General features: G+C 61.9%; 21 protein-coding genes. 10 read left to right on the plus strand and 11 right to left on the minus strand.

Going from position 1 to position 24920, the window contains the following annotated elements; all coding sequences use genetic code 11:
* Nucleotides 1-113 precede the first annotated feature (113 nt).
* The 3 genes from QQJ96_RS12775 to QQJ96_RS12785 form a co-directional block, all read right to left on the minus strand.
* Entirely contained in the window at nucleotides 114-1745 is a 1632-nt protein-coding gene (locus tag QQJ96_RS12775; protein WP_284332387.1) for an alpha/beta hydrolase, read from the minus strand.
* 87 nt (nucleotides 1746-1832) lie between these two features.
* Nucleotides 1833-3491, minus strand: coding sequence for a serine hydrolase (locus QQJ96_RS12780; RefSeq protein ID WP_284332388.1), 1659 nt, complete (start codon nucleotides 3489-3491; stop codon nucleotides 1833-1835).
* 128 nt (nucleotides 3492-3619) lie between these two features.
* A complete protein-coding gene (locus tag QQJ96_RS12785; protein ID WP_284332389.1) occupies nucleotides 3620-4573 on the minus strand; it encodes a TolB family protein in 954 nt (317 codons plus the stop codon).
* A 146-nt stretch (nucleotides 4574-4719) separates the two neighbouring features.
* On the opposite strand from QQJ96_RS12785, the gene QQJ96_RS12790 reads away from it, so the two are divergent.
* The 4 genes from QQJ96_RS12790 (at nucleotide 4720) to msrA (ending at nucleotide 6554) form a co-directional block, all read left to right on the plus strand.
* Nucleotides 4720-5151 carry a guanyl-specific ribonuclease gene (locus QQJ96_RS12790; RefSeq protein WP_284332446.1) on the plus strand — a complete coding sequence of 144 codons (432 nt, stop codon included), beginning with the start codon at nucleotides 4720-4722 and terminating at the stop codon, nucleotides 5149-5151.
* Nucleotides 5148-5588 carry a barstar family protein gene (locus QQJ96_RS12795; protein ID WP_284332390.1) on the plus strand — a complete coding sequence of 147 codons (441 nt, stop codon included), beginning with the start codon at nucleotides 5148-5150 and terminating at the stop codon, nucleotides 5586-5588. Before QQJ96_RS12790 ends, QQJ96_RS12795 begins: the two co-directional genes overlap by 4 nt.
* Nucleotides 5588-5806, plus strand: coding sequence for an RNA-binding S4 domain-containing protein (locus QQJ96_RS12800; RefSeq protein WP_284332447.1), 219 nt, complete (start codon nucleotides 5588-5590; stop codon nucleotides 5804-5806). The genes QQJ96_RS12795 and QQJ96_RS12800 overlap by 1 nt, the downstream gene beginning before the upstream one ends.
* Before the next feature lie 64 nt (nucleotides 5807-5870).
* Nucleotides 5871-6554 carry a peptide-methionine (S)-S-oxide reductase MsrA gene (gene msrA / locus QQJ96_RS12805; RefSeq protein ID WP_284332391.1) on the plus strand — a complete coding sequence of 228 codons (684 nt, stop codon included), beginning with the start codon at nucleotides 5871-5873 and terminating at the stop codon, nucleotides 6552-6554.
* A 298-nt stretch (nucleotides 6555-6852) separates the two neighbouring features.
* Here the strand turns inward: msrA and QQJ96_RS12810 are convergent, their stop codons facing one another.
* The 7 genes from QQJ96_RS12810 to panE all read right to left on the minus strand — a co-directional run bounded on the left by QQJ96_RS12810 (nucleotide 6853) and on the right by panE (nucleotide 17515).
* The gene (locus QQJ96_RS12810) at nucleotides 6853-9552 is read right to left on the minus strand and encodes a putative bifunctional diguanylate cyclase/phosphodiesterase (protein WP_284332392.1); all 2700 of its coding nucleotides are present in this window, start codon (nucleotides 9550-9552) and stop codon (nucleotides 6853-6855) included.
* A 127-nt stretch (nucleotides 9553-9679) separates the two neighbouring features.
* Nucleotides 9680-10456 carry an iron-containing redox enzyme family protein gene (locus QQJ96_RS12815; protein WP_284332393.1) on the minus strand — a complete coding sequence of 259 codons (777 nt, stop codon included), beginning with the start codon at nucleotides 10454-10456 and terminating at the stop codon, nucleotides 9680-9682.
* 250 nt (nucleotides 10457-10706) lie between these two features.
* Nucleotides 10707-12383 (minus strand): hypothetical protein, encoded by a 1677-nt coding sequence (locus tag QQJ96_RS12820; RefSeq protein ID WP_284332394.1) that lies wholly within the window; start codon nucleotides 12381-12383, stop codon nucleotides 10707-10709.
* A gap of 143 nt (nucleotides 12384-12526) precedes the next feature.
* Nucleotides 12527-14329 (minus strand): FAD-binding oxidoreductase, encoded by a 1803-nt coding sequence (locus QQJ96_RS12825; protein ID WP_284332395.1) that lies wholly within the window; start codon nucleotides 14327-14329, stop codon nucleotides 12527-12529.
* Between the two features lie 128 nt (nucleotides 14330-14457).
* Nucleotides 14458-15060 carry a pentapeptide repeat-containing protein gene (locus tag QQJ96_RS12830; protein ID WP_284332396.1) on the minus strand — a complete coding sequence of 201 codons (603 nt, stop codon included), beginning with the start codon at nucleotides 15058-15060 and terminating at the stop codon, nucleotides 14458-14460.
* A gap of 171 nt (nucleotides 15061-15231) precedes the next feature.
* On the minus strand, nucleotides 15232-16473 hold the full coding sequence (locus tag QQJ96_RS12835) for a linear amide C-N hydrolase (RefSeq protein ID WP_284332397.1): 1242 nt from the start codon (nucleotides 16471-16473) through the stop codon (nucleotides 15232-15234).
* A gap of 118 nt (nucleotides 16474-16591) precedes the next feature.
* A complete protein-coding gene (gene panE, locus QQJ96_RS12840) occupies nucleotides 16592-17515 on the minus strand; it encodes a 2-dehydropantoate 2-reductase (protein ID WP_284332398.1) in 924 nt (307 codons plus the stop codon).
* Between the two features lie 159 nt (nucleotides 17516-17674).
* Here panE and QQJ96_RS12845 point away from each other — a divergent pair, with 159 nt between their 5' ends.
* The 4 genes from QQJ96_RS12845 (at nucleotide 17675) to QQJ96_RS12860 (ending at nucleotide 22541) form a co-directional block, all read left to right on the plus strand.
* Nucleotides 17675-18055: a DUF2946 family protein gene (locus tag QQJ96_RS12845; RefSeq protein ID WP_284332399.1), complete on the plus strand. Its 381-nt coding sequence runs from the start codon at nucleotides 17675-17677 to the stop codon at nucleotides 18053-18055.
* A 32-nt stretch (nucleotides 18056-18087) separates the two neighbouring features.
* The gene (locus tag QQJ96_RS12850; RefSeq protein WP_284332400.1) at nucleotides 18088-20526 is read left to right on the plus strand and encodes a TonB-dependent receptor; all 2439 of its coding nucleotides are present in this window, start codon (nucleotides 18088-18090) and stop codon (nucleotides 20524-20526) included.
* Nucleotides 20498-21877: a PepSY-associated TM helix domain-containing protein gene (locus tag QQJ96_RS12855; RefSeq protein WP_284332401.1), complete on the plus strand. Its 1380-nt coding sequence runs from the start codon at nucleotides 20498-20500 to the stop codon at nucleotides 21875-21877. The genes QQJ96_RS12850 and QQJ96_RS12855 overlap by 29 nt, the downstream gene beginning before the upstream one ends.
* 121 nt (nucleotides 21878-21998) lie before the next feature.
* Nucleotides 21999-22541, plus strand: a complete 543-nt coding sequence (locus QQJ96_RS12860) for a YbhB/YbcL family Raf kinase inhibitor-like protein (protein WP_284332448.1) — start codon at nucleotides 21999-22001, stop codon at nucleotides 22539-22541.
* 50 nt (nucleotides 22542-22591) lie between these two features.
* Here QQJ96_RS12860 and QQJ96_RS12865 read toward each other — a convergent pair whose 3' ends face one another.
* Complete coding sequence (locus QQJ96_RS12865; RefSeq protein ID WP_284332402.1) at nucleotides 22592-23059, minus strand: hypothetical protein; 468 nt, start codon at nucleotides 23057-23059, stop codon at nucleotides 22592-22594.
* A gap of 178 nt (nucleotides 23060-23237) precedes the next feature.
* Between QQJ96_RS12865 and QQJ96_RS12870 the strand changes: the two genes are divergently transcribed.
* Together QQJ96_RS12870 and QQJ96_RS12875 are read left to right on the plus strand one after the other, a co-directional pair.
* Nucleotides 23238-24239 carry an alpha/beta hydrolase gene (locus QQJ96_RS12870; RefSeq protein WP_284332403.1) on the plus strand — a complete coding sequence of 334 codons (1002 nt, stop codon included), beginning with the start codon at nucleotides 23238-23240 and terminating at the stop codon, nucleotides 24237-24239.
* A 10-nt stretch (nucleotides 24240-24249) separates the two neighbouring features.
* Nucleotides 24250-24909, plus strand: coding sequence for an antibiotic biosynthesis monooxygenase family protein (locus QQJ96_RS12875; RefSeq protein ID WP_284332404.1), 660 nt, complete (start codon nucleotides 24250-24252; stop codon nucleotides 24907-24909).
* The last annotated feature ends 11 nt before the right edge of the window (nucleotides 24910-24920 follow it).

The following is a 24920-nucleotide window of genomic DNA, read 5'->3' on the forward strand; positions in this document are numbered from 1 at the left end:
CGCCTCGCAGCGACCCAGCGTCTAGACAGACGGCCAGTCTGCCTGCGCCACTGGGTCGCTGCGAGGCGCGCATACAGTGCGGTGACGGGTACGTGGAATAGATCAGAGCATCCCTAATTTAGCTTCGGTTTCGGCGCCGCTTGCGGACGGGCAACCGCATACATCGCCCAGCTGATGTCCTTGAACAAGCCGAAGCGATCGTCCCCGACCTGATACAGATCGAAATGCGTGCGGTCGGGAATGAAACGGAACTCGGCATGCGCGCCCAGGCCGTCCAGCACCGCTTTCAACCGATGCGCCGCCCCATCCAGATAAAAGGTATCGGCCGTTCCGACGTAGAGATGGATCTTGCCGTCGAGATCGGGCTTCAACACCGGCCAGTTGCTTTTGAGGCGATAGGCGATGTCGTAGTGATCGTGCCAGTAGGCCACGACCGCAGGATCGACATCACCGGTATCGCGATCGAACATGGGCTCAGGCCGGCCGTCCTTGCCACGCGGCGAGAACACCCAATCGAACGAGGCCATCTGCCCGCCGTACGGACCCAGCACGCGTTCCATCTGCGCAAACTGCTGGAACGTGCCCAGCACCTTGCCCTTGTCGCGTACCAACGGCCATGGCGTGCCGTCCGGCTTGTGGTACACGTTCGCCTGCGGCGCATACAGGTCTGGACCGGTGAAGTCGTGGAAGTCGCTCGGATCCGGCGAAGTAGACCAGGTACCACCGAAAATCTTCGGATAACGCGTCTGCAACCACAGCGTGGCCCAGCCGCCGGAAGAATGGCCATTGAGGAAGCGACCGTTGGCGTTGCCATCCATGTGGTACTTCGATTCCAGGTAGGGAATCAGTTCGGCGGTCAGCGCCTGCCCCCACGGACCGTTGTTTACCGAGTCGGCGAACTCGTGCGTGCCGGTGGCGCTGGATTGGTCCAGAAACACCCAGATCATCGGCGGCATCTGGCCGCTGCTCATGCCCGCCTGCATGTACGCCATGAAGCGCAGCATGCGGTCCTTGTTGGAGGTAAAGCCGTGCGTGAAATACACGGTGGGAAAACGCTTGCCGGACGCAGCATTGTAGCCCGGTGGCAACAACACATAGCCGTACATATGGATGTCGCGTCCCCAGAACTGCGACAGCGACGGACTGACGAAATCGATCGGCTGCGCTTGCTCGTGCACCGCCTTGGCTGCATTGCGCAATGGCGCGGGCACTGAATCGGGCAACGCCCAAGGATCTCGCGCGGGCACTGTTGCATCCAACTTGATCGGCGCAGTGCCGGCGTCCGGCCAATGCACGGGAACGACGTCGCTCACCAGATCGCCGGCATCGCGTCCCAGATAGTTGTAGTTGTGGTGCACATCCAGCACGGCTTGCACCACGTAATCGCCGGCAGGAAGCTTCGACCAGGCCTCCGGATAGGTTTGCGCATCCACGTCGATGTCGACCGTCTGCCCGGGCACTAGCCGGTCGACTTCCTGCGCGGCAATCGACGTTTGCGTCGGATGGAGCGGATCGGCGTCGACTTGCGTGATTTTGCCGTCTTGCGACTCGGCCTTGGCTGCAGCAGCCGGTTCCACGAACAGCAGCAGGCGGCCGGACACAGGTTGGGTTTGCTTATCGCCCAGCTGGACGTGGAAGAAGCGATGGGTGGAGACAGCCGGGCTTTCCTGACGTGCGTAGGTATGGACGGCTGTTGTCAGACCGGCGCCAAGCAGCGCGCCTAACAAGAGTAAACGTGAACGCATGGATTTCCCCTAGGTCGGCTGGGATGGCTTTTCCCAGCTCTGTATGCCGCTTCCCGAGGCTGGGAAAAGCCATCCCAGCCCAGACTTTTATTCCGGCTTCACCGGCGTCAACCGCAAATCCTGAAAATCGAAACTGAAATCCGTCAGCGGCGATATCGGCGCCATGCGCACTTCGCGCACGTGGCCATCCGCATCCAGGGCAAAGTCCACGAAGGCGTCCGCATTCAAGGAGCGGTCGTCCCAGCGCACAATGAAGCTGTCGTGCTGCCACGGCGTCATGCTGCCCACCAACTGCTTCGTCTTGCTGAAGCGCAGGCGCAGCTTGCCGCCATCGTTAGCAATGACGATGTCGCCATACCATGGATCGCGGTAGGTGCCCGCATAACGTGACAGCGGCAGCGAAGGCTTGCCCTTCTTGTCGCGCGCGGCCTCATGCTTCTTCCAGCTATCGTCCGCGTCGCCTTGCGAGTGCTTCACGGCTTTATCGTAGACCGCCACCCAATCGGTCTTGCCGACTTGATTGAGGTAAGCATCCAGCACGCGATAGGTCACGGCGTTGAACGCTGCACCGGATTCCTGATTGGTCAGCACCACCACGCCCAGCTTCAAGCCGGGCACCAGGGTGACGCGCGACACCATGCCGGGCCAACCGCCGGTGTGCCATACCAGTTTTTCGCCATGGTAGTCACTGAGAAACCAGCCTTCGCCGTAGCCGGAGAAATTCGGCACCAGCGGCTGCAAGGCCGGAATCGGCGGCTTGCGCACCGGGATCGGCGTAAGCATGGTCCACATCTGGCTCTGGCTGTCCGGCGAGAACAGGTGACGCGGTTTGCCATCGCTACCGACACCGGGCAATGCGCCGCCGTCGAGTTGAACGGTCATCCATTTGGCCAGATCGTGCACGCTGGCATAGATGCCGCCGGCACCCGGGTTGTTGGTCCAGGCCATCGGCGGCACCGGCTTGAGATCCTTGAAGTCGTACAGCGCATGCCCCGTGGCGACATCCATGCCCGGCTTCAGATAGGTCATGTCGACCAGCGATTCGTCCATGCCCACCGGCTTGAAAATATGCTCGCGGATGAAATCGGCATAGCTCTGACCGGAGACGTTTTCGATCACCAGCGTGGCGACTGCAAACAGAATATTGTCGTACGCATAGTGGCTGCGAAAACCATTGGCGATCGGCACCTTGGCCAGGCGCTCCACCACTTGCTTGGTGCTGTAGCCGGTGGGCGGCCAGTACAGCAGGTCACCCGCGCCCAGGCTAAGACCGCTGCGGTGCGCAAGCAGGTCGCGCACGCGCATGTCGTGCGTCACGTAGGGGTCGGACATCTGGAACCACGGCAGGTAATCGGTCACCCGGCCGTCCATGTCCAGCTTCTTCTGCTCGGCCAGCATCTGCAGCGCGGCGGCGGTGAAGGCCTTGGTGTTGGAAGCAATCGCGAACAGGGTGTGCGCGTCCACCTTTTCCGGCTTGCCGGCTTCACGCAAGCCATAGCCTTGCTCCAGCACCACCTTGCCGTCCTTGACGATCGCCACGGCGATGCCCGGCACGTTGAAAATCTTGCGCGCATCGTCCACGTAGGCGCCGAAATCCTGCAGCATCGGCGGCAAGGCCGGCTGCGCCACTGCTTGCTTGTTGTCCGCCACCGGCACAGGCGGCGAACACCAGGCCGGCGCGGCGGCGGTCAAAACCAGCAAGGCACAGCATCCGGCGACTCGCAGGGTCAGCGGCTGAAAAGTCATGGCGACTCCGTGGACGGCAAAGCCGGCAGTCTAGCTTGCCGACAAGCATCCGCACGCTGTGCCGTTGGTTGGGGTGCCATCCCGACGCCATACGGCACAGCTTTTGGCAAGATGAGGTTTACCCGTGCCTAGCGCGCGCGAGGTGCGTCCAGCCAAGGCCCTAACGACACATACCAGATGTTGTCCCCGCCATTGTCCCAGCTCTCCATGCGCTCCAGCGCGGCTTTGGCCTGCTCGTGCGTAAGCGGAAAGCTTAGCCGCGTCTGCCGGTCGCTGGTGTAGTAAAGAGTGCGATGATCGGGGCCGATGTGCGCACCCCATTGGCTCCACCTGCCCGGCTTGCCGTTGATCGCCTCGCCCAGATCGATTGCCTTGCCCCAATGATCGCCCTGGCGAAACGCGATGTAGAAATCGCCCATGTCACCCTTCTTGGCCGCGTCGCTCATGTTGAACACCATGAAGGATTGATCCGGCGCGATGGCCGGGTCGTGCGTGGCGGCCGCGGGATCGCCCACCGCTACTCGCGTGGAAGCTTGATAAGTGCCATGCACAAACGCCGAAGCGTAGACATGCATTACGCCCTGCTCGTCGGGATGGATGTAATACAAGCTACCGTCCGCAGCGATGCTCGGCGCATAGGTGCGATCGCTGGCATTGACTGTCTCAGGCAGGTGCACCGGCGTACCCCAGCCGTCACCCTTGCGATCCACCCGCCATAGATGACCAAAGCCAGGAGTGGGCTTGCCGGCACCCGCAACCGGTCGATTGGAAACGAACACCAGGTAGGAACCGTCCGGCGCCATCGCCGGATCGTGATCGCCCCATTGTCCGGAGAAGGATGCGATCTCGGGCTTGGTCCAAACATCGTGTTCGCGATGCGAAACCAGGATCATGGAACCGACATCGAAATAGACGGTGTTCCCGTCCGGCGTAAACGCAGGACATGCTTCGCCGGCGGGCCCCGAAATCACTCCCGGTGCGAATACCTGCGGCTGCTGCACGGAAACATCTGCCGCAAACGAAGAACAAGCTGCACTGAACAAACCGACCGCGACCATCCGGCTCAAAGGCTTGCGGATCATGGCGTGTCTTTCCTGTGGAATGGGGAAGGCGCTGTATAGCCCCCGGCATGGACTGCCGCATGTCCTTAAAGTCACTGCCGCAGGCAGGCATGTAATCGCGCAACGCACTACACTGCCCGCATCGCCAACAGGAGTCCGCGGTGTCCCTGTCTCGTTTCATCCCCCTGGTACTGCTCGCCGCGTTGATCGGCGCGATCGTGTTCTGGAACCGGCATACCCCACCGCCGGCCAGCATGGAAGCGCACGGCAACGTCGTGCTGCCGGCCGTGGGGCATTACAACTGTCCGGCCGCGAAGACCGATCTGCCAGGCTTCATGCCGGCGGAAGCCTGCGTGACGCTGACCGCGATCCTGCAAGGCGGTCCGTTTGCCTATGCGCAGGACGGCGTGGTGTTCGGCAATTACGAAGGCTTGCTGCCACAGCAACCGCGCGGCTATTACCACGAGTACACGGTGCCGACGCCGGGTGCGCGCAACCGTGGTACCCGGCGCATCATTACCGGCGGTACGCCGCCCACGGTGTTCTATTACACCGACGATCATTACCGCAGCTTCAAGCCGTTCCAGGTGAACCGATGAGCGCGCAAGGCGCCCTCGACCTGACCCAGGCGAACGATGGCGGCGTGTATTTCGTCGAAGCCGCCGACTTCGACGCACTGGTGGCCGCCGCCGAGCAAGGCCGGCTGCACGTATGCCGCGCCGACCTGGCTGGCTGTCACGACAAGGGCGAACTGTTGCGCCGCCTTGCCGCGTCGTTGAGTGTGCCCAGCGGCTTCGGCCAGAATTGGGACGCCCTGCTGGACAGCCTGCGCGATCTCGGCTGGCTGCATGGCACCGGCCACGCCCTGCTGCTCGACCATGCCAACGATCTGCGCCAGGCGGCGGCCAAGGATTTCGACACGCTGCTGGCGATCCTGCACGAGTCGGCCCGCTTCGCGATCGATCAGCAGCGCCCGTTCTTTGCCTTCCTCAGCCTGCCCGAACATCCAATGGCCTTGCCCTCGCACCGCTCATGATCCAACGTATTGAATTCGAACTCGATCGCGACTACGTCGAACTCAACCAGCTGCTCAAGCTGACCGGCTTGTGCGACAGCGGCGGGCAAGGCAAGCAGATCGTTGCCAGCGGCGCCGTATACGTGGATGGGCAGCAGGAGTTGCGCAAGACGTGCAAGATCCATGCGGGACAGGTGGTGCAGCTGGAAGATGTGGAAATACGCGTCATAGCGGTGTAGCCCAAGGTGTAACCACCGAGCGTATGCTGGCGAATAGCAGTGAAGATCCTTCCGGAGACTCGCCATGCTAGCCCGTCGTTTGGCCGCCCTTCCCGCCTTGCTCGGCCTGGCCGCCTGCACCGCCACCGCCAGTAACGCCCCTTTCCCCGATCCTGCCCAGGATGAGCCGAAGGCGGCTTCACACAGCACGGAAACCGCCGTGCTCGCGGGCGGCTGCTTCTGGGGCATGCAGTCGGTGTTCGAACACGTGCGTGGCGTGCGGCGGGTGTGGGCAGGCTACAGCGGCGGCAATGCCAATACCGCCCAGTACGACATGGTCAGCGATGGCAACACCGGCCACGCCGAATCGGTGAAGATCGCTTTCGACCCGGCGGTGATCAGTTATGGGCAGCTGTTGAAGATCTACTTCGCGGTGGCTCACGATCCGACCACGCTCAATCGCCAGGGACCGGATGCGGGCACGCAATATCGCTCGGAAATCTTTTATGCGAACGCCGAGCAGCAAAAAGTCGCCGAGGCCTATATCGCGCAACTCAATGCGGCAAAAGTGTTCGACGACAGCATCGTGACCTTGCTACAGCCGTTGACCGGCTTCTATCCGGCCGAGGATTATCATCAGGACTATGCGCGCAAACATCCCGACAACGCCTACATCGTGATCAACGATGCGCCGAAGGTGGTGCATTTGAAGCAGGCGTACCCGGGGATGTACCAGGACGAGCAGACGGTGGTGGATGTGAGGCTGTAGGCTGGGGTGCAAAACCCAACCGCACCGGCCGTAGCGCAAAAATAGATATGGCAATGTTGGGGTTTGCACCCTGAGGTATCCTCACGTTTTTTGCTCTTGGATCCCGTAAAAATCAGGCAGCTGCGTTTTAGCCCGCTGACATCCAAAGAAACGGGCCGTCATTCCCGCGAAAGCGGGAATCCATCTTGCTTTGATGCATCCTGAAAATGGATTCCCGCTTTCGCGGGAATGACGGCATTTGGGGCACGTATGCAGGTAAAGGAAAAACGTGGGGATACCTTAGGGTTTGCACCCCAACCTACTTTGGCGGCACCAAGCGCAAGCGCGATGGCTCATGCCTCGGATTGGGCGACATCATCCGCTCGATCTCCTGCGGCGGCAGGCCGCGCGAGTAGTAATACCCCTGCCCCTCCGTGCACCCGGCATGCAGCAGGAATTCGTGCTGCGCGACGTTCTCGATGCCTTCGGCGATCGTGCACATCCCCAGGCTCTTGGCGATGGCGAGCATGGCTTCGACGATCGCCACGTCGTTGGCGCTGTCCGGCAGGTCGGTGACGAAGGAGCGGTCGATCTTCAGGTAATCGATGCCGGAAAGCTTCAGGTACGCCAGCGAGGAATAGCCCGTACCGAAATCGTCGATGGCAATGCCGATGCCAAGCGCGTGCAGGGCATGCATGGTCTGCTCGGTGGCTTCGCCCAGGCGCAGGATCGCGCTTTCGGTGATTTCAAATAACAGCCGCTTGGGCGAGATGCCGCTGGCCTGCAGCGCCTGCTTTACGCTGTCCAGAAAACCCGGATGCCCAAACGTTGCGGCCGAAGCATTGAGCGCCACGCGGATTGGGGGCAACTTGGCTTGGTCCCACAGGTGGATCTGGTTGCACACGGCGCGCATGGTCCAGGCATCGAGCCGCCGGATCAGGCCAAGGCTTTCGGCCAGCGGGATGAATTCATCCGGCATCAGTTCGCCGCGCTCGGGATGGCGCCAGCGGATCAATGCTTCGGCCGCCACGATGCGGCCGGTGCGCAGCTCTACGCTGGGCTGGAACACCAGGTGGAATTCGTCGCGGATCAACGCCTGGCGCAGATCGGCGCCGAGCATCAGGCGCATGCGCGCATCGGCGTGCATCAGCGGCGTGTAGAAACGGAAGGTATTGCGCTCCTGCGTCTTGGCGGCGTACATCGCGGCATCGGCGTTGGCGATCAGCGTGACCGGATCGCTGCCATCCAGCGGATAACCGGCGATGCCGATGCTCGCGCTCATCACGATTTCGTAATCGCCGATCAGCATCGGCTCCGACAGGCTTTGCAGCAGGCGGCTGGCAAAGTGCGCGGCCTGTTCGCGCGTTCGCAGGCCGCCGAGCATGACCGTGAATTCGTCGCCGCCGATACGGCTGGCCACATCGTTCTCGCCCAATTCGCGGCGTATGCGCTGCGCCACTTTCACCAGCAAGCGATCGCCGATGGCATGGCTGTAACTGTCGTTGACCGCCTTGAAGGCGTCGAGGTCCACGAACAGCACGGCGGCCGCGCCGTTGACTCGCGCCGCCGCCTCGATCGCCTGGGCGCAATGGCGCTGGAATTCGCTGCGGTTGGCCAGGCCGGTCAGCGCGTCGTGCGCCACCATGTATTCAAGGCGCTGGCGATCGGCCTTGCTGCGCGTGATGTCGGTAATCACCGCCACATAGTGCTGCACACGGCCCTCGCCATTGCGGATGGCGCTGATGCTGAGCAATTCCGGATAGGACGAACCGTCCGACCGCCAGCTCTGCACCTCGCCCACCCAGTTGCCGCCTTCGGCCACCATGTCCCAGATGGATGCCGGCAGCGGTGAACCGTCGGGCATGCGGCGCAGCTCGTCGAAACGGTGATGCTGCAGGTAAGGCAGCGTGTAGCCAGTAATGCGCGTGTGTGCGGAGTTGACGGTGGTCACGCGCCGATCGGCATCGGCGATGATCACACCCTCGGCCACGCTGGCCAGCGCCTCGGCGGCGATGCGGCGCTCCTGCTCCATCGCGATGCGATCGGATACGTCGCGCATGATCGCCTGGCGCACCGGCTGGGCGCCCCAGGTGGTCAGGCTGCTATGGGTTTCGACGCTACGGATCAAGCCATTGATGGCGCGCAGCAGGCCGATGGTGGAGGAGCCGGCCGAACGCATGCTGCCTTCCACGAACAGCTCATGGAAATGCATGCCCGCCAGCTCGCGCGGCTCGCGCCCGGTCCACGCGCCGGCGGTGCGATTGGCCCCCAGGATGCGGCCATGCACTTCGTCCACCATCACGATGGCGTCGGCGGCGCTGTCGAACAGCTGCCGGTAGCGCTCCTCGGTACCGCGAATGCCGGCCAGGATACGCTGGGCCATGCGCATCCATAGCATGGACGCGAGCATGGCCATCACCAGCACGCTGATGAACAGCACCCGGCCAAGCCACGCCGCGCCCAAGGCGATCTGTAGCGAGAAATCGTCGCTGCGCGGCTGGATGAAGGCGTTCAGCGCATCGATCCGCGCGCGTTGCCGGTTGATCTCCTCGACCGAGGGGATGCCCTGCGCGTAGCTTTGCTGCAATTGCCCGGCAATGGCGTTCAATTCCTCCAGCGCGCCGTCGACCGAGCGCCAGTCTTTCAGCGCCGGCCCGACATAGGGCAGCGCCGCGAAGTGATCGATGATGAAGACCATGCCTGGAATCGCCGCGGGAATTACCCCGCCGCGCCGGAACGCCGCGTAGACCGCCTGCCGGTCGTAATGGCCCGCAGCAATGGCATCGCGTGCCCAGCGGTCGGTGCGTATGACTTCGTAGTTGCCGCGAAAACTTTGCAGGCGGACCGGGTCGCCGTTGCGGGCGTAGGCGGCCAGTTCGATCACCGCCTGCTTTTGCGCCTTCGACCACAGGCTTTCGCCGTTCAAGAAGCCGGCCAATGTCACCTGGACCTGGAGCGCACCCCAGGTCAGGCACAAAACCAAGCCAACGACCGCCGCCAAGCCCCACGCCAGAGGCATAAGACGCCGTGACAGCGGTCGTTGCTTAGCATTGTGGGTGGTACGCATCTTGCCCCTATCTTAGAGCCTGTCATCCACAGTCAAAAAACTGCCGACCTGATGTGTATCGCCCCATCGATGCCAGTACTTAAGCGGCTGCCTCGCTGGCCGCCCACGGGTCACGACGCACGTCCAGACACCGATCCAGGGTGATCCTCATGCTTACGTAGCTACGTTTGACGCACTCCTGCAGATACGCGACCTCATCCCCGCGTGGAGCGTTGCCCATCAGGGTACAGACGATTTCCAGCGCCTCCCATGGATGAGTATCATCATACGCCGCGTGAAGCTGTAGCCAACGCAGTGTCCCCGCGCGGGTGGCCTTGGGGAAGCTTTCCGTATAGGCGGCACTGTCGTAGACCCATTGTGACCATTCCCCGGTCGCGCCTTCCACCGCATAGTTGGTGGCCAGCATGCCAGCCGCGAGCGGGGCGCTGCGACTGACCTCCTCGCACCAGTTGGACAGCGCGTCGGTACCATAGGGGGTGGTTCCGTCCAGCACCTCGTTTTGGGGCACCCCTGTTCCCTCGGCCCAATTGAGCCAGTATTCGGCGTGATTCTGCTCCACTCGGATGTTACGTACCAGCCAGCGTCGAGCCATGTTTTCGCCGTGGCTACGGCCATAGCGGGTTTTCAGCAGGTTTTGCGCCATATAGGCCGGAAAACGCTCGATCACGGGCCACACGCCTACCATGAAATCACGCGTGCCGGTGGCATCCAGTCGGTTCTCGCGCATCAGTGTCCACAGCTCGTGCTTGACGACAGTCAGCTTGGTCGCTTCGCAGGCGGTGACCAGGTCTTGCGCCCAATGCGGGTAGCTGGATAGCTCGGTCAGCGAGCCGGTGCGTTCGAAATGTGCGTACATGTGTGAGTCTCCACTTAGGTTACGGGTTCGTCTCGGCCGCGATAGGGCCGTACCGGGCACCGGGTCGGCGCCCAGCTCCAACATACTGGGCGCCTTCCTTAACCGTTGCGACTGTCCGTCTTCCTAGCGGAGCCACCCCCTTCCTGGGGGGGGTTAACTACCTGATCGAGGCCATTGTTCGAGCGTCATTTCAAACGCCGTTCTTCAAGCTGTGCAGGCATGCCATCTGGTCATGCCTGCACGCCTTTCATCAATGCCAGCCGGACTGATGGCTATCCGTGTCCGGCGTGAAGGACACCCCGCGCAGCACTTCCGCGAACTTGGCGGAACGCAAAGTCACGAACCGTTCGTCGGCCGCGCCCGCCGCGGTGGTGTTCGACAGCTCATCACGAATGGCCACCAGCTTGTCCGGATCGGCACCGGTATCGCCGTTGCCGCTAATGGTGGAGGTGACTGCCCAGATGGTGACCTTGCCATCCTCGTCGACGCGCCCGGCGATCTGGCGCAGGCCATCGGTGGCCGGCGACCAGGGCAATCCGGTGGCGGCATTGGTGCCGGTGGGGTAGCCGCTAACCGTGTAAGGCTGCCCCAGATGCAAGCCTGCCTGGAGCGTATAGGCCAGCGTCCAGGATTGCGTAGCGGCGTTGAAAACCCACTTCTGCAAACCCGCCGTGGATTGTGCTGCCGCATGTGTATACAGATCCGCTCCGCCCGTGTAGCCGTCACCTTCATCCGCTACGTACAAGGTGTTCGCATCAGCAAACCACATGGCGAATGGATACGTCAGGGTCTTGGCCGTCTTGTTCGGCGTGGCGGGGAACCCGGCCAGCACGCACATGTTGGTCGGCAGGCCGCTGCTCTGAAGCACGGACGGCTTATACGAAAGAGCTGAAGCCGGCAGCGGCGCCCCTGCTACTGGAATACCCACGCCGTTGGGACATGCCCGGCCGGTAGTGTCGATGAAATAGACGGTGTTTACGCCATTGCCGCCACTGCCCTTGGTGACATACACCACGTGGTTGAACACGGTGATGCCACGGAAATTGTCGTCCTTGCCGATCTTGTCGGCCTTCGCACCGAGCGCCGTGACCGAGAAACTGGCCAGCGGCGCTGGCGTCACCGGGTTCTGCAACAATTCGGGCAACGGCGACGGCACGATGTACTGCGCACCGGCCCCCAGGATCACGCCGTCCGGCTGCGGGTTCGCACCATTGCCGGCATTGCCCACGGCGTAGAACACGTTCGCGCCATTGAGATTGTTATAGATCACCGCACGGCCGTTGTTGCCGCTATAGGCATTGGTCTGGGTAAAGCGGAAACGCCCGTGGCGATCCACCAGCGCTACGGCACGATAGAACTGCTGCCCGTCGGGGTTGGTGCCGTCGATCGCGAGCGGGGTATTGGAGTTGGAAGCGTCGATGGCGTCAATCGGCGCAACATAACCCATGAAACCGAGGTAACGGCCGTCCAGCGAAAGATGCAGGCCAAGCTCGGATTTGGAACTGAAGCTGGTAACCAGCTGCCCTTCGGGCGACGACGGATGCCTATCGTTGGGCACTTCCAGTGTATCGATCAACCAGCCATTGGGCGTGATCTGGTCCAGGAAGATACGGGCGGTGATACCAAAACTGCCGTCATAGAGATCATTGTTCCATACATAGGGATAAGTGCCATCGTAGGGAGCACCGCCGGCAGCGCCGCACGACCCGCTGGCAGCGGGGCAATGGGGCGGTAGCACCTCCCCCACTTTCACATTGCCGGCGTTGTTGTCGTACACGGCGCGGCTTACCACCAGGTTGCCTGGCCAGAAATGAAACTCGTGCCCGTGCCGTGCATGGTTGGCGTAGGCGGCCGCACCAGCCACCAGCGCGGCAATGGCGAGCGTGGCGGCGATGGGGGTACGACGAAAGCGAAAGGTTGTGGTCATCGTGATCTCCGGCGTGTGGGAAGGAAACGGACTGCGCACAAGCCGGGGCACGGTAATCGGGGCAAATGAAGGATTGTTGACAGGGGTTTGCTGGGTAGTGCTACGTGATGAAAACGTGAAGTCGATGATTCATCCGCACACGCTTACGCCTTGCGCGTAAATCCGTCCGCACTCCACGCTTCGCTTCCCACACCGTGGTGCACGAAGAACAAACCTTGCGGATCGTACCTGCGCTTCACCGCTGCAAGCCGCGGGTAGTTCGTCCCCCAGAACGCCTGTTGCCAGTCGCGCTGGAAATAGTCGCTTTCCGAAACATAGGCTCCTGCATTCGGCGCGACTTTCAACAAGGCATCCATCGCACGGTCGATGGCGGCGGACTCCCTGCGGGCATTGGACAGATCCTGGTTCGCACCCGGCATACCTGGATACACCGGGTCTCCGCTACCGGCGATGATTGCCAGCGCAAACGCGTCGACAACCTGCGGATTCGTAGCCGTATCACGCGCAGCAGCAATCGCCTCAGGCGGTGCACCGGCCAGTCCTTTGTTGAAATGGAACCCGACATCCCATTGGCGCGTGCACGCGAATATGGCGTCCACCAATTGCGATTGCCGGTCTTCATCAAGCAGCGAAGCCGGCAGCCATGCCGACTTGAAGCCATGGATGAACCAGCCCACCTGGCCCTGGTCTCCCGACCACAACACGTGGTTGCGTGGCGCACCGTCGCGATCGTCCGCAATCATCGCGCCCGGCACGTGCTGCCGGAAATACTCCGCATCCCACATGTGCCGCGCTGGCAGCGCCAACGCTTGCACCGGTTTTACCAAGCTGTAGTCCTTGCTTGCACGCACCCAATCCAGGAATGGCTGCCATATCGCCTGCGCCTGCTGCTGGTTCAAGCCTTGGAACACCATGGAGATGACCAAGGCATTGTTGCCGCGAAAGTGCATCTGTTCACCCCAGTGCGGGTTGAACAGATCGTGCTGATAGAAGCGGATGGCCTTGGCGATCAAGGCGCGATAGGCGTCGTCGGTCGCGGCCCTTATTTCCCCGAACACCGCGCCGGCAAATTCCGGCAAGGCGTGCGTGCGCAAGGTAAGGCGCGTCACCACGCCGAGACTGCCCCCGCCACCGCCCTTGATGCCCCAGAACAGGTCCGGGTTGGTGCATACATTGGCGATGCGCACTTCACCGTCGGCAGTGACGACCTCGGCTTCGATCAAGCCCGATGCCGCGGTGCCGAATGCCTTGGATAGGCTGCCGAAGCCACCGCTCTGGATCAGTCCAGCCACGCCGACCGTGGTGCAGCCGCCGCCTTGCACGTAGCGCCCGTTCTGGGTGGTCACGGCATCGTAGGCGTCGATCCAGATCGCGCCCGATTGCACGCTCACCGCCGGCTGCGGCGCCTGTGTGCCTTCGCAGCCCTGCCCTACGAAGGCGTCATGCACGGTGATGGCCGTCATGTGCCGCGTCCAGATCAGCAGCGAATCGGCAGCGTTGGAGGTGCCCTGGTAACTGTGCCCGCCACCTTTGACGACCAGGCGCAGACGATGCTTGCTGGCAAAGCGGACGGCAGCGGCCACGTCCTGCGCGCTTTGCGCAGCGACAGCGTAGGGGCTGGTTCGCGACAGCCAGGCATCGGCCCAGCCACTGGTCTGGGTGAGCGCTGGCTGATCGCCGAGGTAGAACGGGTTCTTGATGTGCTGCAAGGCTTCATCGCAAGCGGTTTTGGAGGCCGTGAACGGCGACTCCAGCTTGAGCAGGCGGCCGCCAACGGCCTGCTTGAGCTCATCCCATTGGCTGGGCGTAGGCCAGCCGGCTTGGCCGGGATGCACCCGCGAGTAGAACCGGCTGCCCGTGCCCCAGGCCGAGCCGATCGCGCCGGTCATGACGGCCGGCAGGAAGGGTATTGCCAGGGCCGCCTTCAATAGCTCGCGTCTGTTCATGTGTCCCGCTCCCGTGGATGGAATGGCGTAACTCTCACAGCGCTTGGCGTGATTACACCATCACGCAGGGATCAACGGCGATACGCAAGGGACGAACGGCAAGCTGTTGGGGACAAACCGGCGAACGCTCACTCGGACAGCTCGATGTCCAGGCTGTTGAGCAGGGAAGCGGCTTCCGGCAAGCTGAACTTCGCGCGCTTGATGTCGTTGTGGAAGATGTCGATGCTGTAGTTCACCGCATCGGTGAAATTGGCGCCGGCCAGTTTGGTGCGATGAAACGTACTGCCGAGCAGATCGCTCTGCGTGAAGTCCATCTCCCGGCCATCGGCTTCGGTGAAATTCGCTTCATGAATGCGGCATTCGACCATCTTCACGCCGGCCAGATACAAGCCGTAGAAAGAGCAGTCATTGAGCGCGCAGCGCTCGAACGACAGCGCGCCCTCCATCTTTACCGAGGGCCAGCTCGCACTGGTCCAGTTGATGCCGAGCATTTTGCAGTCCACGAAGCGCACATCCATGAAGCTGCTTTCCGGTACCCGCAGCAGGCTCAGGTTGCAGTCGATGAACTGGCATTCGCGAAATTTGCAGCGCAGGAACCGCGCTTCGGTGAAATGGCATTGCCGAAACACGCAATCCTCGAACCGGATCGATTCGTATTCCTGGCCGGACAAATGCTCGTTCGCGAAGGAGGCTCCGCAAATGTCGCTGCTTGTAAACACTTTGGAAGACATGGGTAACTGCCTGCTGTTATGACCCTTCGAGAAAATATACGCCTCCCAGGCGAGGCATCGGGCAAGTTCAGGATGCTGGCGCGGGCTAGCGGAGCGCCATAGTGGCGCCCCGCGCAAATATTTACCTGCGCACGCTGGTCGTATTCTCTTCCAGCCCCTCAGGGAGGGGCTTCATACCGAGGCAAGCGCATCGGAGGCCAAGCTCTCCGTCACATCGTGATACCACTTGTGCGGGACCATTCTTGGGAACAGCGGAATCGAAGGATAGTCAAACTTGTTGGCGGACTCCTCGAAATTGAGCTTGCCCAAGTCGACAGCCTGCAGAAGGCTGTTGAAGGCATCCGTGTAGTACAGCGTCTTATTGGTATGGTCACGTACCACCGTCCAGTTGCTCCACTCCCCGAGGGCAGGATGCGCGTCCGGTTCGGATGACTTCGGATTGGCCAACAGATAGCCATAAGGCGTACCCATGACGATCTGCACGGCCTGCAATGCAATGTTCACCAGCGCCTGCACCGGCTCCGCATAGTTGTATCCAACCCACTTGCCGTTCTTATGCAACCACGGCGCAGGAAGCCATTGGTCACCGTCTTTCGCCAGTTTGCTATACGCATACTGCATGACCGCGGCGCGCACGAAACGCGATGCCGAGGTAGGGTCGCCCGGCAAGCCGACCAGCCCGGCCGCCGGTGCCGGATAGGTTGACCCCGAATGCCCCGGGCCAAAAACGGGGCCGAACGGCGTGAGGTTGCTGTACTGGGCGAGATTGGTTCGCTGCCAGTCATAGCTCGGGGTGTTCGTGAGGACGCCCCCCACCGTGGCACCCAGGCCTCGATGATGTAATTTGTCATACACCTCATGGGCCTGCCCGAACACTTTCATATGGCCCTGCGCAAACTCGACAACCACGCTCATGCCGGCATGGTCGGTCGCGATGAAATGCAGTTCCAGATCCAGGAGTCCCCGGTCATCCAATGCAGGGCCAAACACATGGATCTTGTCGTGGTGCGCAAGCGCGTCTTCCAAGTCGATGACTTTGGCAAAGTTGCCCAGTACCCATCCGACGAAATCCGCTACACGAAGGTTGGGAACCTCCTCGGACGGCTTCGGATACTCGACCCCCGCAAACCATAGCGCTGCGCACGATAGCCCCGTTTCGTTGATACCGTCCACGAAAGTCGAAACTTTCTCGAACAACGGGCGCGGCGCGGCGACACCCAGGAAACCGTAACGATTGATCCACTTGTGCAGCCCGGTTTCGTGGCCGCCGGTTAGCGGAAACGACTGATTGCGCGGAATCTTGTAGATGACGGCTTCATCAAAGCCCGCCAGCTCCATAACGCGCGCGCTCACGTGCAGGCGTTCGTGCTTGCCGGGGACCAGCGGCGCTTGGAACAACATGTTCGTGCACATCGGGATACCTCCTTGAGATTGAATGAACGGAACGGACGGGAGGAGTACGCCACAGGCGCGGGCAATGGACGCTTCCGAAATTCTTCCATCTTCCAAGTGTTTGATAGTGTTCTAGTTGTTACTGTCCCCGCCGCGCCTCGTACGCCATCAACTGGGTGTACGCCAAACGTAACTTTGGTAGTTCCAGTGCTGCCGCTTCGCCGCGCGCCAGCAGGTCGCCGATCACGTGATCGGCCTCCACCGGACTGCCCTGCTCCAGATCGCGTAGCATCGAGGCGCTCAGCGTTGACCCCGCTTCGGTCAGCATCGTTCGAGAGCGTTGCATGGCGGCGTCTCCTGGTGCGTACCCATTCGCCTCAGCCACGCGGCGGCATTCCTCAAGCAGATCGAGTATCGCCCGCTCGCCTCCAGGCGCCGCGACGATATCGCCGATCGGCGCTCGCATCAGGCAGGTAATACCAGCCAGAGCGGCCAGGAATACCCACTTGTTCCACATGTCTTGCAGGATGGTGTTGCTCAGGCGCGAATCGAAGCGCGCGTTCGCCATCGCCTGGGCAATGCGTTCCACCCGCGGGGAACGGCCGCCATCGCGCTCGCCGAAACTGAGCCCGGCCGAGGCACCAAGATGGCGCACGACACCTTCGGCATCCAGCGTCGCGGGAATGACGCATAGGCCGCCCAGCACACGTCCGGCGCCGAATCGGGCATCGAGCCGATCCAGATGCTGCATGCCGTTGAGCAAAGGCAGGATGAGCGTCTGCTCGCCTACTGCCGGCGCCATGTCTTGCAAGGCCTGCGGCAAGTGATAAGCCTTGCAGCTGAGCATGATCAGGTCGAACGTTTCGTGCAGCGCATCGGCTTGCACGGTCGGCGGGGCCATCAGGCTGGCATCTCCGGCCTGACTGCGGATCTGCAAACCATGTTGCGCCAACGCCTGCGCGCGCGCCTTGCGCACCAGGAAAGTGACGTCTTGACCGGTCTCCAGCAGCCGACCGCCGAAATAGCCACCGATCGCGCCCGCTCCCACTACCAGAATCTTCATGGCTGGACCGCCCTCACTGGATCAAAGCAGATGCCATCATGAGCACGGCGCGTCTGGATGCAAACGCGGCCACCTGCCACATGACGATTCTGTCATTTGCTGTCATCATCTCAAGCGGCCTACGCTAGGCTTGTTCGGTTTGCATCAGGAATGCATGGCGTGTTGAAACGCTCCACCCAGCACAGATTCGCAGCATGGCTGGCCTTGGCCGCCATGGCGTTGATCGTGCTGATGCCGGTCGTCTCCCGCGCCATGCCGATGGATGCGGCCATGGCAGGCATGTCGTCCGGTGCGGATAACGGCTGCACCGTACACCATCATCACCATGGCATGCCGGGCCACCCGGATGATCCCACCGCGCGATGCGGGTATTGCGTGCTGTTTTCGCATACGCCGGTAGCGGGATTCGGTACACCGGTGATCTTGCCGCCGGCGACTCTCGCTTCGTTTGCACCGCGCACGGCACTGCCGCGTGGTGTTCCGCCTGCATTGTGGCTGAGTGCCCGTCCACGCGGACCGCCGTTGCTCGCCAACGGCTGATCGGGCGGCGCTTGCCGCTGTCTTGAACGTCGATGCATACCGGCGAGCGCGTCTCGCCGCGCTTCTTGTTCGTCGCTACGGCGCAAGCCGAAGCGACGGCAAGTCGCGTTCCCGGCTGCATCATTCCTCTTGATCGCCGTCTCCACCACGGCAAAGCATTCCATCCAAACAACATGCAACTTACCTACCGCACCCACGCGCTGGCTGCGTTGCCGTTCGCCATGCTCGCGACTTCCATAGCGACGGCGCAGGACGCTGCCACGATGACGAGCACGTCTCGCCAATCGAACTCTCCAACCACGCTCACCCCCGTCAAGGTCTCCGCCTCCACCCACCTGCCGCCCGCAGCAGCCCCTGATTTCCCGGCGACCCAGGTTCGCGTGACCGCCGCCGACATCAACGCCACCCTCCATCCGATCGACAGCGAGGACACGGCCAAATACCTGCCCAGCATTTTCATCCGCAAGCGCAATGCGGGGGATACGCAAGCGGTGATCGCCACTCGCAACTGGGGCCTGAATTCGAGTGCTCGCACCCTGGTATACGTGGACGATATTCCGATCTCCGCCCTGATCGGCAACAACAACACCAATGGCGCGCCGCGCTGGGGCATGGTGTCACCGGAGCAGATCGACCACGTCGACATGCTGTACGGCCCTTATTCCGCCGCCTATGCGGGCAATTCGATCGGTGGCGTGATGCGCATCGTTACGCGAACGCCAGATAAGCCGGAAATTACAATCCAGCAGACAGAAGCGATCCAGACCTATAGTTTCTACGGCAGACACGGCAACTACAGCAGCAGCAAAACCAGTGTCAGCGCCGGCGGGCGCAACGGCAAATTTTCGTGGTTCGTGGGTGCCGACGGCCTCAACAGTTTCAGTGAGCCGCTCAGTTACATCACCAGCGCCGGCACGCCCGCGGGCACCAACGGCAGCATTCCTGCGCGCAACAAGGTCGGCCAGGCCGCCAACGTGATCGGTGCGGGGGGATTGCTGCATACGCGCCAGCTCAACCTCAACGGCAAGTTCGCCTACGACTTCACGCCGTGGTTGCAGGCCGCCTACTGGATAGGTTTCTGGAGCAATCATGGCCAGTCGCGTGTGCAAACCTACCTGAGCGATGCGCAAGGCGCGCCGAGCTACGGCAAATCCTCGGCGTTCGCCAGCAACGATTATTTCCTCAGCGCCCATCACCTGATGCAGGCGCTGTCGCTCAAAACGGATACGAAGGGCGATTTCGACGGCGAACTAGTCATCACGCACTACGACTACATCAAGGACAAGCAGTGGTCGCCAGCCGGCGTGGGTGGCAATGCGACGTTTACACCGAACGGCTTGCTGGCAAGCTATGGCGGCACCAACTGGTCCACGGCCGACTTGAAGGGCATCTGGAGAACACAGGGCAATGCTGGCGCGCACGAGATTTCCTTCGGCGCACACGCCGATCAGTACACGCTCGCCAACCCCACCTACAAGCTCGCCGCATGGCAGGATCCATCCAGTGTGACCGGCCTGTACGCCGCAGGCCGCGGCAAGACCACCACCGAAGCGCTGTGGCTTGAGGACGCATGGCAGATCGCGCCTGATTGGCTGGCGACCGTCGGTGGCCGCTATGAGAAATGGCACGCTGGCGACGGCTTCAATTTCAGCGGCAAGACGGCGCTGCGCCAACCGGGCGAACGGGCGGCCGACTTTTCACCCAAGGCGACGCTGCGCTGGGAGGCGTCCCCGCGCTGGCGCGTCACCGCTTCGGTGGCGAAGGCGGTGCGCTTTCCTACGGTTTCCGAGCTGTACCAGCTGGTCGCCACCGGTGCCACGTTCAGCTCGCCTAACCCGGACCTGAAACCGGAGCGCGACCTCAGCGGTGAACTGGCCGTCGAGCGGGCGCTGGACACAGGCTTCGTGCGCGTGTCGCTGTTCCAGGAGAACACACGCGACGCCATGATCAGCCAGACCTCGATCCTGCCCAACTATGCCGTACCGGTCACTTTCGTTACGAACGTGGGCGCAGTGCGCAACCGCGGCATCGAATGGGTGGCTGATCGCGACAATACGTTGATCCGGGGGTTGGAGCTTTCCGGCAGCGTCACCTTTGTCGACTCCACCATCCTTTCCAACAACGCATTCGCCAGCGGCACAGGTACCACGTCGGATGGCCAGCACGTGCCCTATGTCCCGCGCTGGCGCGCCACCGCTGTTGCTACCTATCGCCCCACTCCCACGTGGGCAATCACTTTGGCGGGCCGCTACAGCGGCAAGCAGTACTCGACCATGGACAACACCGACAACACGTCCAACGTGTTCGGCGCCTTCGATACCTTCGTGGTGTTCGACCTCAACATCAACTATCAGATCAACGAGCAGCTGGCGGCCTCGTTTGGCATCGACAACCTCAACGACCGCCGCTATTTCCTCTATCACCCCTTCCCGCAGCGTACCTATGTCGCCAACCTCAAGCTTCGTCTCTGAACCGCGCAGTCGGCGGCGCGACACGCACCGCCTGATCTGGCGCTGGCATTTCTATGCTGGATTGTTCTGCCTACCGTTCGTGCTGTGGTTGGCGATCACCGGCACGATCTACCTGTTCAAGCCACAGCTGGAGCCCTGGCTGGAACGGCATTACGCAAACGTCACGCATCTGCCTGCACAAGCACCCTCTGCGCAGGTGGCAGCGGCGTTGCACGCGGTGCCCGGTTCCGTGCTCAATGCCTATGTGCTGCCCGAATCGTCCGAAGCCGCCACGCGCGTGCTATTGGGGCGTGGCAGCGAGCTGATTCGCGTGTTCGTCGATCCTTCCACCTTGCAGGTACTGAATGTGGTGGGTGAAAACGATCGATTCATGCGCGTCGTGTTCTATCTGCACGGCGAATTGCTGCTCGGCCGTGGCGGCTCGATCCTGGTGGAACTGGCCGCCTCGTGGACCATCCTGATGCTGCTCAGCGGCCTGTATTTGTGGTGGCCGCGTAACGCGCGACTGGCCGGGGTACTTTATCCACGGCTTCGGCATGGCAGCCGTGTGTTCTGGCGCGACCTGCATGCGGTAACCGGCTTGTGGATTTCGCTGCTGGCGCTGTTCCTGCTGCTGTCCGGCCTGCCATGGACCACCACTTGGGGCGGCACGCTGCGTTCGCTTCGTCATGCGCTGGTCGCAAACACCACGCCACCGGATTGGACCACCGGCAGTGCCTCGGAACGCGCGCAGATCAGGCTGGCGAACACGCCTTCTTCGAGCGAACACGCCGGCATGAACATGCCGGGCATGGCCATGGACGATCCGTCCATGGCGGTCGACTATGCACCGATCGATCGGCTGGCTCCCGTGGTTGCAGCGCAACGGCTGGCGCCGCCCGTACTGATCGCGCCGCCTTCGCAAAAAACACCCCATTGGACGGCGCGCTCCGATACGGACAATCGCCCGCGCCGCAGTGAGCTAATACTCGATGAGAACACCGGCGCAGTTCTGCAACGCACGACGTTCATGCAGAAGCCATTACTCGATCGCATCATCGGCTACGGCATCGCAATCCATGAGGGTGTGTTGTTTGCGCCGCTCAACCAGGTGCTCGGCGTGTTCACCGCTTTGGGCCTGATCACGCTGTGTAGCAGCGCAACCGTGATGTGGTGGCGGCGCCGTCCCGCAGGCGTATTGGGAGCCCCGCCAGCAACCGGCAGCGGCTATCGGCATGTATTGATCGGCCTGCTTGTTTTGCTGGGCTTGCTGTTACCGTTGTTTGGCCTGTCCATGCTGTTGGTAGTGTTGATCGAACAAGGTTTCCTGCAACGCTCCAAGCGTGCACGCGCATTTCTTGGACTTTCGTAGGCTGGGATGAAATCCCAGCCTACGCGGGACAACCGCAAGCTGAGCAATCCGCTGACAACGAAAAACAATCGGCGCAAGATGATGCCGTCTTCAGCCTAGCGGATGCAGGACGGTGAACGTTATGCGATACGGCATCGTGTACAGCTTTGCGCTGCTGCTAACACAGGCCGCGATAGCCGGCGCAGGGCCAATGCGCCCCCATCTGCAGGTCAGTAGCGCCAGTTTTACGGATGGCGGCAAGATGCCGGCGAAACTCACTTGCGACGGCGCCAACCTTTCGCCTGAGATCCGCCTTCCCGCACCACCCACCGGCACCCGCAGCTTCGCGGTCGTCGTGGATGATCCGGATGCGCCGGTCGCCTTTGCGCATTGGCTGGCCTATGGCATTGCCGCCAGCACGCGCGAACTGCCCGAAGGCGCATCCACCTCGTCGCAAAGGCTGGAAGCCGCCGCCGAAGGCATCAACAACTTCGGCCGCATGGGCTATGGCGGCCCCTGCCCGCCGGCGGGCGCGACACATCACTATGTATTCCACGTATATGCACTGGATGACATGCCGGCGTTGCCGTCGGGCGCCAGTGCACAACAAGTGTACGATGCCATTCATGGACATGTGCTGGCGGAGGGCCGCTTCACCGGTATTTACACGCGCGGCGGCGATTGAATTTTTCCTGATACAACAGGCCTCGAAGTTCCATCTCGATTGACGTTGGCCTACGATTTACCACCCACCTTCGATGGCGGCAGCACCGTCCCCAACAACGCCAACGCTTGTTCCACGCTGAGCCGCCTGGCGTCTTCGAACACGTCCGCAGGCACCCATTGCGGATAGGGCACTTCATGCGCTTCATGATGCCCTTGTGCAGTGTGCTCCTGCCGCACCTGTGCCAGCCGTGCGGGCTCGAAGCGATCGGCCAGCCGGACCAGCGCCGGCCATAAGCGCCGGTGCACGAACGTGACTTTGCCATCAACCAGGCGGCAAACAAGAATGTCCGGCGATTCGGCCAGTTGCTGGAGCAATCTGAAGATCTGATGGCTCTTGGGATGCCCCCACCAGCTGCCCATGACCGGCTCGCCGGCAATGACCTCGACCATGCGTGGTACGGGACCACGCGCCGCGCTGAGCACGATGCCGTGTTCGCGGACGAAGGCGATGGCCTGTTCGGTGGCGTGGCCAGTCATCGTGTCACAACTCATCAATGCTTAGCGTGCATACGCCGGATTCTGACAGCGCGCGAGCCAGGATGATAATCCCAGCGCTTGCCGTGTGGCACTCCTTTGGCATGTTTTGTTCCAGCCCGAAACATCGGTGATTGATCTCCCGCTAGCCTGAGCGCACTTTCTCCATACCGGATCAAGCATGCTCGCTTCACTCCTGCTGGCGTTGGCATCCTCCGTGGCAGTTCAAAGCTTTCCGGTCGACACCCGCTTCATCGCAATCCCGGATGCGCCATCACAACGTTTGGCGCTTCATTGCGCCCGGCCCCTCCACAACACGCACAAGAGCGTATTGTTCATTCATGGATCGAGCTTCCCGACCATGCTGGCCTCCGGCTTCGAATTCGCCCCGGGCGATTCCTGGATCCAATACACGGCACGCCAGGGTTACCTAGCCTGTGGCCTGGATTTCCTCGGTTTCGGTGCATCCAGCCGGTCTTCGGCCATGACTGGCCCGGCCCATGGCGCGCCGCCAGCCACCGATGCGCAGGCTGCGGCAAGCGAGATTGCCCTGGCGGTCGACGAACTTCGCCAGCAACAGGGCATGACGTCGGTTCATATCGTTGCGCATTCATGGGGTACGGTGCCGGCCGCAAGCTTTGCCGCAAGACACCCGCACGAACTGTCCTCCCTCACCTTGTTCGGCCCGATCGTTCCCGTGCAGACCGACCCCGAAGGCGATGCGGATCACCCCGCCTGGTGGACGATTACCGCGCAGCAACGTCTCGAACAGTTGCGCTTCAAGCACATCCTTCCCCCAGGCAAATATCTGCTCGAACACACTGTGAATCAAAGCTGGGCGCCGGCCTTCGCGGCATCAGCGCCGCATGTGCAAGGCGATCCGGCTGATGCATTGCGCATCCCTTATGGCCCGGTCGTCGACATCGATACCGTTACAGCTGGACACTATCCCTACAACGCCGGCAACGTGACCGTTCCCGTATTTGTTGTGTACGGCAATTACGACCAAGTCGTGGACGATGCCGGCGCCGCCCGCTTTCTTGGGAAGTTCACAAGCAGCCCACTAAGGTGGCGACTGCGCATCGACGATGGCACCCACGTCATGCACTTGGAAAAAAACCGGCACTCGCTGTACGAAAGCGTGAATGCCTTTATTCACGCCACCGAAGATACGGCTCAGTGATCCCAAGCTTATGTCCAAGCGCTCGCTATTTGCCGTCGTTTTCGAAGTAAAGCCCAACGCTGCGCGCAAGGATGAGTATCTTCAGATCGCCGCCAGCCTGCGCCCCGCGTTGATGAAGATCCCCGGTTTCCTGGAAAACGAGCGATTCGGCAGCCGCTCCCGTGACGGCTATCTGTTGTCCCTGTCACTGTGGGACAACGAAAAAGCGCTGGTGCAATGGCGCACACTGGAACAACACCATGCCGCGCAGGTGCGCGGACGCGAGGGCGTGCTCGATGATTACCGCATCCGGGTGGGCGAAGTAACGCGCGTCGCCGGCTCATTCGCCGATCGCAACATAGGGTGGATGCGGCAAGACCGAACCGAAGTCGGCCCGGCCACGGCGCTGACCATCATCGATGGCGTGCTTTCCGAGGATTCCGCGCTGAGCCAACTCACCGACGCAGCGAATCCGCTGATGCTGGAGCGTGAGGTGTTCGAACACCTCAACACCTCCGCGCGCGGTGCGACCCTTGCCAGTTGGTCCATGCAGCAGGAAGCGGATGATTTCGCCGACCAGGCCATCCGCTACAACGATGCCCGGGCGAACATCTACGCCATTCGGGTCGTCCGTGATTACGGCTTGAAGGATCGCCGCGAGGCGCCGCAGTACTACCCGAAAAAAATGTAGGCTGGGATGCA

This window comes from Dyella flagellata (genome assembly GCF_030160275.1).
Lineage (GTDB): Bacteria > Pseudomonadota > Gammaproteobacteria > Xanthomonadales > Rhodanobacteraceae > Dyella_B > Dyella_B flagellata.